General features: G+C 62.9%; 10 protein-coding genes and 1 pseudogene. 6 read left to right on the top strand and 5 right to left on the bottom strand.

The window, feature by feature from the left end; all coding sequences use genetic code 11:
- Positions 1-143 precede the first annotated feature (143 nt).
- The gene (locus C8K61_RS08390) at positions 144-806 is read right to left on the bottom strand and encodes a hypothetical protein (protein WP_108095771.1); all 663 of its coding nucleotides are present in this window, start codon (positions 804-806) and stop codon (positions 144-146) included.
- A gap of 113 nt (positions 807-919) precedes the next feature.
- Positions 920-2,719 carry a sodium:proton antiporter gene (locus C8K61_RS08385; protein WP_108095770.1) on the bottom strand — a complete coding sequence of 600 codons (1,800 nt, stop codon included), beginning with the start codon at positions 2,717-2,719 and terminating at the stop codon, positions 920-922.
- A gap of 84 nt (positions 2,720-2,803) precedes the next feature.
- Between C8K61_RS08385 and xerD the strand changes: the two genes are divergently transcribed.
- The 4 genes from xerD to thrC all read left to right on the top strand — a co-directional run bounded on the left by xerD (position 2,804) and on the right by thrC (position 7,392).
- The gene (gene xerD, locus C8K61_RS08380) at positions 2,804-3,700 is read left to right on the top strand and encodes a site-specific tyrosine recombinase XerD (protein WP_108095769.1); all 897 of its coding nucleotides are present in this window, start codon (positions 2,804-2,806) and stop codon (positions 3,698-3,700) included.
- A 120-nt stretch (positions 3,701-3,820) separates the two neighbouring features.
- A complete protein-coding gene (gene dsbC, locus C8K61_RS08375) occupies positions 3,821-4,549 on the top strand; it encodes a bifunctional protein-disulfide isomerase/oxidoreductase DsbC (protein WP_108095768.1) in 729 nt (242 codons plus the stop codon).
- Between the two features lie 118 nt (positions 4,550-4,667).
- Positions 4,668-5,972 (top strand): homoserine dehydrogenase, encoded by a 1,305-nt coding sequence (locus C8K61_RS08370; RefSeq protein WP_108095767.1) that lies wholly within the window; start codon positions 4,668-4,670, stop codon positions 5,970-5,972.
- Positions 5,973-5,982: 10 nt separating this feature from the next.
- Positions 5,983-7,392, top strand: a complete 1,410-nt coding sequence (gene thrC, locus C8K61_RS08365; protein WP_108095766.1) for a threonine synthase — start codon at positions 5,983-5,985, stop codon at positions 7,390-7,392.
- Between the two features lie 187 nt (positions 7,393-7,579).
- Here the strand turns inward: thrC and C8K61_RS08360 are convergent, their stop codons facing one another.
- Positions 7,580-8,449 (bottom strand): TIGR02285 family protein, encoded by an 870-nt coding sequence (locus tag C8K61_RS08360; protein WP_108095765.1) that lies wholly within the window; start codon positions 8,447-8,449, stop codon positions 7,580-7,582.
- 147 nt (positions 8,450-8,596) lie between these two features.
- A pseudogene (locus C8K61_RS08355) lies at positions 8,597-9,818 on the bottom strand (CaiB/BaiF CoA transferase family protein).
- A gap of 73 nt (positions 9,819-9,891) precedes the next feature.
- Here C8K61_RS08355 and C8K61_RS08350 point away from each other — a divergent pair.
- Together C8K61_RS08350 and recJ are read left to right on the top strand one after the other, a co-directional pair.
- Positions 9,892-10,437, top strand: coding sequence for a YaeQ family protein (locus tag C8K61_RS08350; protein WP_108095763.1), 546 nt, complete (start codon positions 9,892-9,894; stop codon positions 10,435-10,437).
- 170 nt (positions 10,438-10,607) lie between these two features.
- The gene (recJ, locus tag C8K61_RS08345; RefSeq protein ID WP_108095762.1) at positions 10,608-12,323 is read left to right on the top strand and encodes a single-stranded-DNA-specific exonuclease RecJ; all 1,716 of its coding nucleotides are present in this window, start codon (positions 10,608-10,610) and stop codon (positions 12,321-12,323) included.
- An 86-nt stretch (positions 12,324-12,409) separates the two neighbouring features.
- Here recJ and C8K61_RS08340 read toward each other — a convergent pair whose 3' ends face one another.
- Positions 12,410-12,832, bottom strand: coding sequence for a phosphotransferase system, HPr-related protein (locus C8K61_RS08340; protein ID WP_108095761.1), 423 nt, complete (start codon positions 12,830-12,832; stop codon positions 12,410-12,412).
- Positions 12,833-12,849: the final 17 nt, after the last annotated feature.

Below are 12,849 nucleotides of genomic sequence, written 5' to 3'. Positions count from 1 at the left end.
GCCAAAGGCGAAGCCCAACGATACGGCGCAATTGGCCGTAACGCTGCTGCTTAATAGGACGTTTAGGGGCTCTTGGCTGCCGGTTTGACGGCAGGTTTGGGCGAGTTTTGGGTATCGTTGGGCTTCGCTACGCTCAACCCAACCTACGGCCGCATGCTGATGCGTAAAGAGGCCTGCGACAGGTCGATGTCTTGGAGCGTCACACTCCCCATACTCTGCCCCGCACCAGCCCCCGCCACCCGCACGTTGTCGAAGCGCAGTTCACCAATGGAGCTCGGCAGGCGCACGTTCACGCTGCCATCGGCGTTGAGCACCGAGGTCAGTTTGCTGGTGTCGTAGCGCACGTCTTTCATCGAGGTTTCCGCTTCCAGGCTGTTGAGCACTGGCATCACCAGTTTTGCCAGCTTGGCGGCGGTGCCGATGCCGTCGCCGCTTTCGGCTTGCAGGAACAAACCCTGCAGCACATCGTCCAGGCCCTGGGCGCTGACGTTGCTCATCTCTGAGTCATTCAGCGGCTGCAGCGTCCGGCTCAGGCTGCTCGGCGCCGGCCTATGCAGGTCGGCGCTGGCCATCTGGAACGGGCTGAGCAGGGCGGCCACCAAGGTGGCGGCAACACGCAGGCTACTTTGCTTTTTCAGTGCCTTGCTGAGTTGGCGTTCGCTGACCAGCCCCTGCTCGATGAGGATTTCCCCCAATCGTTTGTGGCTGCTGGCTTGTAACTGGATGGCTTGAGCGAGTTGGTCGGCGCTGATCAGTCCTTTGTTCAGCAGTATTTGACCGAGGCGGGAGTTCTGTTGAGTGGCCATGGCAAACGTCCGGCGGCAGTAGTGGCGAGTTGAAATCATGGCTGCCGAATGCCGGCCTGTCACCCACCCAAAGATAGGGTGACTCCGGCATTTTCACGCCAGCCGTCGGACGCCTATTCCGGCTGCGGGTCGATCATGGCCACCAGCACCCAACCGGCCAGCGGGTGCAGGTTTTCGGCGGGGGTGGCGACGTGCACATGGTGCTGATTGTCGCGGGCAAACAGCAGCAACGCGCGCTCGCCATGCAGGGCCTGATAGTCCGCCCAGGTGAAGCCGCTGGTGAGGGTGGTGTGGTAAATCTCGGCGCCCTTGTTGAGCTTGTTGGCGAGCTTGGTATAGGTCAGGCCTTCGCTGGCGAAGACGTTGCCGCGGTGCTCGTTGCTGGCGCGGTGTTTGTCGCTGCGTTTGTTCTCCAGGCCGCTGGCCACGGCGTACAGATTTTGCCGGTGGAACTCGTGGCGAAAGCGCATACACGCCAGGGTGTTCAATTCGCCGGCCGGGGAGAGTGCCAGCAAGAAGCCCAGGCCAACCTGATCCAGATGGGCCTCGGCATGTTGCGACGCCGGGTTGCCAAAGTAGGTGGGCAGGTTGTCCATGCGCGCGGCGCTGACGTTTTCCCAGCTCGAATCCGCCAGCAATACTCGGCTGCCCAACTGCTGCAGAGCCTTGCCAATCGTTCGCGCCAGCGGGTGAGCGCCGACAATCAGAAACCCATTGGGTGCCGGTTCCGCGACCTTGAGCAGACGGGCCAGCGGTCGGGCCGTGGCGCTCTGCAGCACCACGGTGCCGATGATCACCGCAAAGGTCAGCGGCACCAGCAACTCGGCGCCGTGATGGCCTGCTTCGCTCAGGCGGATGGCAAAAATCGCCGACACCGCTGCCGCGACAATGCCGCGCGGCGCGATCCAGGCCAGCAGCGCCCGCTCGCGCCAGTCCAGGTGCGAGCGGTAGGTGGAAATCGCCACGTTCAACGGCCGGGCAATGAACTGAATCACCACCAGCAACAGAATCACCGCCGGGCCGAACGCGATCAGCGCGTGCAGGTCCAGACGCGCCGCCAGCAGAATGAACAACCCGGAAATCAGCAGCACGCTGAGGTTTTCCTTGAAGTGCAGGATCTCCTTCACGTCCACGCCTTTCATATTGGCCAGGACCACCCCCATCACCGTCACGGCCAACAGCCCGGACTCATGCATGATTTCGTTGGCGGTGATAAACACCCCGAGTACCGCCGCCAGCGAGGCGAAGTTCTGCAGGTATTCCGGCAGCCAATGTCGGCGCAGCACCTGGCCAAACAGCCAGCCGCCGGCCAGGCCGAACAGCACGCCGCAGGCAATCACCCCGGAAAAGGTCCCCGAGCCGCTGAGCAACCCGTCGCCGTCCTTGCTGATGATGTAGCTGAACACCACCACCGCCAGCAGCGCGCCAATCGGGTCGATAACGATGCCTTCCCAGCGCAGGATGTTGGCGATCGAGGCTTTGGGCCGCACCACCCGCAGCATCGGTACGATCACCGTCGGGCCGGTCACCAGTGTCAGGGTGCCGAACAGCACTGCCAGGTTCCACTCCAGGCCCAGCAGGTAATGGCTGGTGACCGCAATCACTACCCAGGTCGACAGCGCGCCCACCGTCACCAGGCGGCGCACCACCGTGCCGATTTCTTTCCATTCGCTGAAGCGCAGGGTCAGGCTGCCCTCGAACAGAATCAGCGACACCGACAGCGACACCAGTGGCATCAGCAACTCGCCGAACAGCGCCTGCGGGTCCAGCCAGCCCAGCACCGGGCCGGCCAGAATGCCGCTCAGCAGCAGAAACAGAATCGCCGGCAGGCGCAGGCGCCAGGCCAGCCACTGACACGCGAGGGCGGCGGCACCGATGCCACCCAGGGCCAACAGAATATGTTGCTCAGTCATCGTTTTTCCTTGGCGGTGAGCCTGTGATGCAAGGCGAGGCTGTGAAAGACTAGCGCGCTCCCGCCCGCCAGACACAGTCAATTTATGCCGGTTCTTGATCACCCTCTCATCGACCAGTTCCTCGACACCCTGTGGATGGAAAAAGGCTTGTCCGAGCATTCCCGTTCGGCCTACCGCAGCGACCTTGCGCACTTCAACGGCTGGCTGCAGGAGCGCGGGCTGAACCTGGCGGAGATCGGCCGCGATGTATTGCTCGATCACCTGGCCTGGCGCCTTGAGCAGAAATACGTGGCCCGTTCCACCGCGCGCTTTCTCTCTGCCGTGCGCGGCTTCTACCGCTACCTGCTGCGGGAGAACCTGATCGCCATCGACCCCACCCTGCAGGTGGAGATGCCGCAGCTGGGCCGGCCGTTACCGAAAAGCCTGTCCGAAGCCGACGTCGACGCTTTGCTCGCGGCGCCGGAAACCGCCGAGCCCATCGGCCTGCGTGACCGCGCCATGCTCGAAGTGCTGTATGCCTGTGGCCTGCGGGTGACCGAGCTGATCAGCCTGACGCTGGAGCAGGTCAACCTGCGCCAGGGCGTGCTGCGGGTATTCGGCAAGGGCAGCAAGGAGCGCCTGGTGCCGATGGGCGAGGAGGCGATTGTGTGGATCGAGCGTTACGTGCGCGAGGCCCGCCCGCAGTTGCTCGAAGGCCGGCCCAGCGATGTGCTGTTCCCCAGCCAGCGTGGCGAACAGATGACCCGCCAGACCTTCTGGTACCGGATCAAACACCACGCCAAGGTCGCCGGCATCGGCAAGGCGCTGTCGCCGCACACCCTGCGCCACGCCTTTGCCACTCACCTGCTCAACCATGGCGCCGACCTGCGGGTGGTGCAGATGCTGCTCGGCCACAGCGACCTGTCGACCACCCAGATCTACACCCACATTGCCCGCGCCCGCCTGCAGGAACTGCACGCCCGCCATCACCCCCGCGGCTGACCCTTCTCGCCACAGGCTACACAGTCCGTAGCACCTTCCGACCCGCTGCGGTCGGCCTGGGACGGGCTTGTATGGTAGGCTTCGCCCTCGCTGTTAAGCCGCGTTTGCCAGGAGTATCCAATGCGCGCCACCCGAATTATTGCTGCTGCCCTTATCGCCTTGAGCAGCTGCGTTGCCTTGGCCGATGAACCCGACCAGGCGATCCGCAAGACGCTGGAAAACCTGCAAATGGATGTGCCCATCGAAAGCATCGCCGCCAGCCCGCTCAGCGGCCTGTACGAAGTGCGCATGCAAGGCGGTCGCGTGCTCTACGCCAGCGCCGACGGCAAGTATGTGATGCAGGGCTACCTGTTCGACGTCAACGGCGGCAAGCCGATCAACCTCACCGAAAAAGCTGAAAGCGAAGGCATCGCCAAAACCATCAACGCCATTCCCACCAGCGAAATGGTCATCTACCCGGCCGTTGGCGAAGCCAAAACCCATATCACCGTGTTTACCGACACCACCTGCCCTTACTGCCACAAGCTGCACGGCGAAATTGCCGAGCTCAACCGTCGCGGTGTGGAAGTGCGTTACCTGGCCTTCCCGCGTCAGGGCCCGGGCTCCGAGGGTGACCAGCAGCTGCAGGCCGTGTGGTGCTCCAGTGACCGCAAAAAGGCCATGGACCAGATGGTCGAGGGCAAAGACATCAAAGCCGCCAAATGCGAAAACCCGGTGCACAAGCAGTTCGCCCTGGGGCAGTCCATTGGTGTAAACGGCACGCCAGCCATCGTATTGGCTGACGGCAAATTGATTCCTGGCTATCAGCCGGCACCGCAAGTGGCAGCCTTAGCCCTCAAAGCTAAGTAACTGCGGGCCTTCTGGCTTGATTGACTAAACCCGAGCCGCTTCGTAAGGTGCGGCTCTTTTATATTTACGGCTCGCGCCACGCGGGCCGTTTCACGCAGTAAGTTCTGGGGAGTTCAGGGTGAAACCGGTCAAAGTAGGCATCTGTGGGCTGGGTACCGTCGGTGGCGGTACGTTCAATGTGCTCAAGCGCAACGCCGAGGAAATTGCCCGGCGCGCAGGGCGTGGCATCGAAGTGGCGCAGATTGCGCTGCGCTCGCAGAATCCTCAGTGCGACATTACCGGTATTGCCACCACCAACGACGTGTTCGCGGTGGCCACCAACCCTGAAATCGACATCGTCATCGAACTGATCGGCGGCTACACCATGGCCCACGAGCTGGTGCTCAAAGCCATCGAAAACGGCAAGCACGTGGTCACCGCCAACAAGGCGCTGATCGCTGTGCATGGCAACGAGATCTTCGCCAAGGCCCGCGAAAAGGGCGTGATCGTCGCGTTCGAAGCCGCAGTAGCTGGCGGCATTCCGGTGATCAAAGCCATCCGTGAAGGCCTGGCGGCCAACCGCATCAACTGGCTGGCCGGCATCATCAACGGCACTGGCAACTTCATCCTCAGCGAAATGCGCGAGAAAGGCCGCACCTTCCCCGACGTGCTGGCCGAAGCCCAGGCCCTGGGTTACGCCGAAGCCGACCCGACCTTCGACGTTGAAGGCATCGACGCGGCCCACAAGCTGACCATCCTGGCGTCCATCGCCTTTGGTATTCCGCTGCAGTTCGACAAGGCCTATACCGAAGGCATCACCAAGCTGACCACCGCCGACGTCAACTACGCCGAAGCGCTGGGCTACCGCATCAAGCACCTGGGCGTGGCGCGTAGCACTGCGGCCGGTATCGAGCTGCGCGTGCACCCGACCCTGATCCCGGCCGACCGCCTGATTGCCAACGTCAATGGCGTGATGAACGCGGTGATGGTCAATGGCGACGCCGCTGGCAGCACCCTGTTCTACGGCGCTGGCGCTGGCATGGAGCCGACTGCTTCATCGGTGATCGCCGACCTGGTGGACGTGGTTCGCGCCCTGACCACCGACCCGGAAAACCGTGTACCGCACCTGGCCTTCCAGCCGGACGCGCTGTCCACCCACCCGATCCTGCCGATCGAAGCTTGCGAGAGCGCCTACTACCTGCGCATACAGGCCAAGGATCACCCGGGCGTACTGGCCCAGGTGGCAACCATCCTGTCGGAACGTGGCATCAACATCGAATCGATCATGCAGCAGGAAGTCGAAGAGCAAGACGGCCTGGTGCCGATGATCCTGGTCACTCACCGCGTAGTGGAAAAACGCATGAACGACGCCATCGCCGCCCTTGAGGCCCTGAGCGATGTGGTCGGCAGTGTCGTGCGTATCCGTGTTGAGCAACTGAGCTGAGGACTATTCCATGCGTTACATCAGTACCCGCGGCCAAGCGCCTGCGCTGAATTTCGAAGACGTGCTGCTGGCTGGCCTGGCCAGCGACGGCGGCCTCTACGTGCCGGAAAACCTGCCGCGTTTCACCCAGGAAGAAATCGCTTCCTGGGCCGGCCTGCCTTACCACGAGCTGGCCTTCCGCGTAATGCGCCCGTTCGTCACCGGTAGCATTCCGGATGCCGATTTCAAAAAGATTCTCGAAGAAACCTACGGTGTGTTCGCCCATAACGCCGTTGCGCCGCTGCGTCAGCTGAATGGCAACGAGTGGGTGCTGGAACTGTTCCACGGCCCGACCCTGGCGTTCAAAGACTTCGCCCTGCAACTGCTCGGCCGTCTGCTCGACTACGTGCTGGCCAAGCGCAACGAGCGCGTAGTGATCATCGGCGCCACCTCTGGCGACACCGGTTCGGCCGCCATCGAAGGCTGCAAGGCTTGCGATAACGTCGACATTTTCATCCTGCACCCGAACAACCGCGTCTCGGAAGTGCAGCGTCGGCAGATGACCACCATCCTCGGCGACAACATCCACAACATCGCCGTGGAAGGTAACTTCGACGACTGCCAGGAAATGGTCAAAGACAGCTTCGCTGACCAGAGCTTCCTCAAGGGTACACGCCTGGTGGCGGTGAACTCGATCAACTGGGCGCGGATCATGGCCCAGATCGTCTACTACTTCCACGCCGCCCTGCAGCTCGGCGGTCCGGCGCGCTCCATCGCGTTTTCGGTACCCACCGGCAACTTCGGCGACATCTTCGCCGGCTACCTGGCGCGCAACATGGGCCTGCCGATCAGCCAACTGATCGTCGCCACAAACCGCAACGACATCCTGCACCGCTTCATGAGCGGCAATCAGTATGTGAAAGACACCCTGCACCCGACCCTGTCGCCTTCGATGGACATCATGGTGTCATCCAACTTCGAGCGCCTGCTGTTCGACCTGCACGGTCGCAACGGCGCGGCAATCAATGAGCTGATGGCCACCTTCAAGAAAGGCGGCGGTTTCAGCGTTGACCAGGACCGCTGGAGCGAAGCGCGCAAGCTGTTCGACTCGCTGGCCGTCACCGACGAAGAAACCTGCGAAACCATCGCCCAGGTCTACGCCGAAAGCGGCGAGCTGCTCGACCCGCACACTGCCATTGGCGTTAAAGCCGCGCGCGAATGCCGCCGCAGCCTGAGCACGCCGATGGTGATTCTGGGCACCGCCCACCCGGTGAAATTCCCCGAAGCCGTGGAAAAAGCCGGCGTTGGCAAAGGCCCGATCCTGCCACCGCACCTGCAAGACCTGTTCGATCGTCCAGAGCGTTTGACCGTATTGCCGAACGACATCAAGGCGATGCAAGCGTTTGTCAGCGAGCACGGCAATCGCGGCAAGCCGTTGTAAGCGCTAACGGCAACAAAAAAGGCCAGCCCACAAATGTGGTGCTGGCCTTTTTTATGGAGTTGGCCTCAGCCCTCACCCCAACCCTCTCCCGTGCACGGGAGAGGGAGCTGACCGAGTTTTCGCTCGCGTCGCGGTGTGCTCCCCTCTGCCCGCAGCGCGGGAGAGGGGCTGGGGGTGAGGGTTTGTTTTACTCGTTAAAAAACCCTTTCGCCGCTTTCAGGTACGCATCCCGTGTCGCCCCATCCAGCCAGTCGGCGTACAGCTTGATCACTTCCCCTTCGCGCAAGCGGCGTACGGTCAGGTTGATGTCCTTGATCGCTTGCAGCCCCTCGGGTGAGCGGGTACAGGCGACGTAGCCCATCTGGTAGGTCGGTACGCCCTGGACTGAATAGAAACTCAGGTCGTTCAGCGAGATCCCCGCCGCTTCGCCCTGGTAGTGCAGTTCCGGCCAGTAGCCAAGCACTGCCGTCAGGCGCTGGTGCTGCTGCATGCGCAGCAGGCTCAGGGTGGCCTCGATACCGTGGTGCACCACCAGAACATTGGGTTTCGCTTGTTTCAGCGCGGCGTCTATCTGCTGGCCGTAGCTGCGCTCCACCAAAGTGCCGAGGGTGTAGCGACTGTCCTGGATAAAGCTGGCCAGATCGAACTCGCCACCTTTGATAAACGGCGCCAGTTCGGCCTCGTCCGCTTTGCGCACCACCACGCCGTTGGTGAGGATGCCCAGGGTTGGAATAGAGAAATACAGCTGCTTGGCCCGTTCCTCGCTCCACAACATGCCGGGGTCGCAGGTCAGCACGCCGTTGTTGACCATCTGATTGGCGCGGGCGCGGTTGGCGACGCTGAGAATGTGTTCGTACTGCGGCATGTCGGTGCGCAGCAGGGCGAGCATCTTGTCGACCACCCCCTGGCCTTTGCGCGGCCCCTCCAGAATGCTGAAGGGCGGCATATCGCGTACGGTCCAGACAATCCGCGGCTTGCCCTCGGCATGTACCGATAGGGCGGTGAGGAAAGACAAGGTAGCCAGTAGCAGGCGCGGGACGAACGGCAAAGCAGGCATGGAAAAAAACTCCAAGGACGCCGGGAGTGCAGCGTGAAAAGTATAGGCGTCTGGCGCGCCTTTACTCAGTCGGCGAACGATAATGGCCGCGGGCTGGCGTAATCCAGAACGGGCGCACAGTTGTGATAAGCGTGTACAAAAAGGGCGCTAGATAGCCCCACTGCTTTTCAACGCCGTTATCTGTTCAGCGCTATACCCCAGCCCCGCCAGCACCGCCTGGTTATGCTCGCCCAGCTGTGGCCCCACCCATTCGGCGCTGCCGGGGGTTTCCGACAGCTTGGGCACGATGCCCGGCATCTTGAACGGCTTGCCGTCGGGCAGTTTGGCGCTGAGGAACATCTCGCGGGCCAGGTACTGCGGGTCGCTGAACATGTCCTCGGCCGAGTAGATGCGGCTGGCCGGTACCTCGGCGCTGTTCAAGGTCGCCAGCACCGCCTCCAGCGGCAACGAACCGACCCAGCGGTCGATCACCCCATACAGCTCGTCCCGACGCAGATCACGTCCGTCGTTGCTGGCCAGGCTGGCGTCCTCGGCAAGGTCCTGGCGGCCGATGGCGAGCATGAAGCGCTTGAAGATCGCATCGCCATTGGCGCCAATCTGCACATGCTTGCCGTCGCTGCTGGTGTGGATCGAAGAGGGGGTGATGCCGGGCATGATGTTGCCGCTGCGCTCGCGGATAAAACCGAACACATCGAACTCCGGCACCATGCTTTCCATCATGGCGAAAATGGCCTCGTACAGCGCCACGTCCACCACCTGGCCCTGGCCGCCATTCACCTCGCGGTGCCGCAGCGCCATTAGCGCGCCGATCACCCCCCACAGGGCGGCAATCGAGTCGCCAATGGAAATGCCCGTGCGCACCGGCGGACGGTCCTCGAAGCCGGTGATGTAACGCAGGCCGCCCATCGACTCACCCACCGCACCAAACCCCGGCTGGTCCTTCATCGGCCCGCTCTGGCCAAAACCGGACAAGCGCACCATCACCAGTTTCGGGTTGAGGGCATGCAGCTCGTCCCAGCCGAAGCCGAGTTTTTCCAGCACGCCGGGGCGGAAGTTCTCGATCAGGATGTCCGCCTCGCTGAGCAACTTGCGCAGCACCTCGCGGCCATCCGGGTGTTTCAGGTTGAGGGTCAGCGACTGCTTGTTGCGCGCCTGCACGAACCACCACAGCGAGGTTCCCTCGTACAGCTTGCGCCACTTGCGCAGCGGGTCGCCGCCATCGGGAGATTCGACCTTGATCACCTCGGCGCCGAACTCGGCGCAGATGCGCGAGGCGAACGGGCCGGCGATCAGGGTTCCGAGTTCGATCACTTTGACCCCGGCGAGGGGTTTGCTGGCAAGGTGCATGGCGGTATCCGTCGGCAGACAATGGCCGCGACTCTAACCCGCAGCGGTCGCTTGCGGTAGACTTGCCGCCTTTGCCCCTACCTAGAAGCCGAACCATGGCCCAGCCTTCCACGACCTACAAAGTCGACCTCAACCTCACCGACCTCGACCGTGGTGTCTACGCCACCTCGCGGCTGACCATCGCCCGCCACCCCTCCGAAACCGAAGAACGCATGACCGTGCGTTTGCTCGCCTATGCCTTGTGGTACAGCGAAGAGCTGGCCTTCGGCCGTGGCCTATCGGACGTCGATGAGCCGGCGCTGTGGGAAAAGAGCCTGGATGGCCGTGTGCTGCACTGGATCGAAGTCGGCCTGCCGGATGCCGAGCGCCTGACCTGGTGCTCGCGCCGCACCGAACGCACCAGCCTGCTGGCCTACGGCAGCCTGCGGGTGTGGCAGAGCAAGGTGGTGGACGCGGCCAAGATGCTGAAAAACGTCAACATCGCCGCCGTGCCGCAAGAGGCCCTGGAAAACCTGGCCAAAGACATGCCGCGCAGCATCAACTGGGCGGTGATGATCAGCGAAGGCACCATTTATGTGACCGACGAGCGCGGTCAGCATGAGGTACAGCTGGAGTGGTTGATGGGGGATCGGGGGGAATAAACCTCCTCTGCGTCCCACCACCGATCAGTCCCCTCTGCCCGCGTGCGGGAGAGGGTTAGGGAGAGGGTTTTAGCTGCTGTTCGTCTGACGCAGCCCTCTCCCCCAGCCCCTCTCCCGCACGCGGGAGAGGGGAGCTAAATAGCCTTTCATTTGTAGAACCTGCCGACCCCATGCGCATCGAATCCCGCCCACTGCCCGCCACCTTGCCCAACCTCGGCGACCTGCCGCCGTTGCTCACTCGTCTGTACGCCGCCCGTGGCGTGCAGTCGGCGGCTGAGCTGGATAAAGGCCTGGCGCGCTTGATCCCCTATCAGCAACTGATGGGCATCGACTCCGCCGTGACCTTGCTGGTGCAGGCCCTGGAGCAGCGGCAGCGGATTCTGATCGTCGGCGACTTCGATGCCGACGGCGCCACCGCCAGCACCGTCGGTGTGCTCGGCCTGCGCCTGTTGGGCGCGGCGCACGTCGATTACCTGGTACCCAACCGTTTTGAATATGGCTATGGCCTGACCCCGGAAATCGTCGCCGTGGCGCTCGAGCGCCAGCCTCAACTGCTGATGACCGTGGACAACGGTATCTCCAGCGTCGAAGGCGTGGCGGCGGCCAAGGCGGCGGGGCTTAGTGTGCTGGTCACTGACCACCACTTGCCCGGCCCCGAACTGCCGGCGGCGGACGCCATCGTCAATCCAAACCAGCATGGCTGCACCTTCCCGAGCAAATCGCTGGCCGGGGTTGGGGTGATTTTTTATGTGTTGCTGGCCTTGCGTGCGCGTCTGCGTGAACTGGACTGGTTTGCCCGTGCGGGCGTGCAGGAGCCCAACCTCGCCGAGCTGCTCGACCTGGTGGCCCTGGGCAGTGTCGCCGACGTGGTACCGCTGGACGCCAACAACCGCATTCTGGTGCACCAGGGTCTCGCGCGGATTCGTGCTGGCCGGGCGCGCCCAGGTTTGCGGGCGATTCTTGAAGTGGCCGGGCGCCAGGCCGAGCGCATAACCTCCACTGATCTTGGTTTTATCCTCGGCCCGCGCCTGAACGCCGCCGGCCGCCTGGACGACATGAGCCTGGGCATCGAATGCCTGCTGTGTGAAGACGAGGCCCTGGCCCGCGACATGGCGGTGCAGCTCGACCAGCTCAACCAGGACCGCAAAGCCATTGAGCAGGGCATGCAGCGCGAGGCCCTGGCCCAGCTCAAAGACCTGCCGCTGGAGTCGATGCCATTCGGCCTGTGCCTGTTCGAACCGGACTGGCACCAGGGCGTGATCGGCATCCTCGCCTCACGGATGAAAGAGCGTTACCACCGCCCGACCATCGCTTTTGCCGATGCGGGCGACGGCGTGATGAAAGGCTCGGCGCGCTCGGTGCCAGGCTTCCACATTCGTGATGCGCTGGATGCTGTGGCGGCCAAGCACCCGGGCCTGATCAGCAAATTCGGTGGTCACGCGATGGCGGCCGGGTTGTCCCTGCCGCAAGAAAATTTCGGTGCCTTTGCCGCCGCCTTCGACGCGGAAGTGCGCCGCCAGCTGGAAGAAGACGACCTCACCGGCCGTCTGCTGTCCGATGGCGCCCTGGCGGTGGAAGAATTCCACCTGGAACTGGCCCGCGCTCTGCGCAATGCCGGCCCATGGGGCCAGCACTTTCCCGAGCCGTTGTTCCACGGCGTATTCCAGCTTGTACAGCAACGGGTGGTGGGCGAAAGGCACCTGAAAGTGGTGCTGAAAAGCGAGTGCGGTTCGGTGCAGCTCGATGGCATCGCCTTTGGCATCGACCGCGACGTCTGGCCCAACCCCAACGTGCGCTGGGTGGAGCTGGCCTACAAGCTCGACGTCAACGAATACCGTGGGCAGGAAACGGTGCAACTGATGATTGCCCATATGGCGGCGCGGTAACGGCTGCTCTGCGTAGGAGCGGCTTCAGCCGCGATGTTCTTGATCTTTAAAAGCATCGCGGCTGAAGCCGCTCCTACAAGACGAGATCACTTGTCGTACGGCTTACCATCCAACGGCTTCACATGGGCCAGCTCTTCCTCATCCAGCCCATAGCCTTCGCCGATATCCGCTTCATCGACAATGCTCAAATCCCAGTCTGCCGCCGTCTTGCCGCCGGGCTCGTTGGCCGAGCGCGCGCCGCTTTCGTCGATCAGGGTTTCCGGGCTCAGGTCATCCAGGCTCACGCCGTCTTCATTGTCGCCTTCACCCAGGGTTTCGCCGCCGCTCTGGCCGGCTTCGCGCACCCGTTTGGCCGGCTGCTCGCGGGCAATTTCAGCGGGCGACTTGAGGTCGCCAACGCGCCCACTGCGTTCATCGCGGCGGGCATCGAAATCCAGCTGTTCAATCGAGCCCATGCGGTCTTCGATATCGTCGATTTCTTGCGGGCGATAGCGTTTTTGCGTGCTCATGGCGCCTCCTTCAGATT

This window comes from Pseudomonas sp. GV071 (assembly GCF_003050835.1).
In the GTDB taxonomy this organism is placed as follows: domain Bacteria; phylum Pseudomonadota; class Gammaproteobacteria; order Pseudomonadales; family Pseudomonadaceae; genus Aquipseudomonas.
This window is presented reverse-complemented; position numbering and strand designations above follow the sequence as displayed.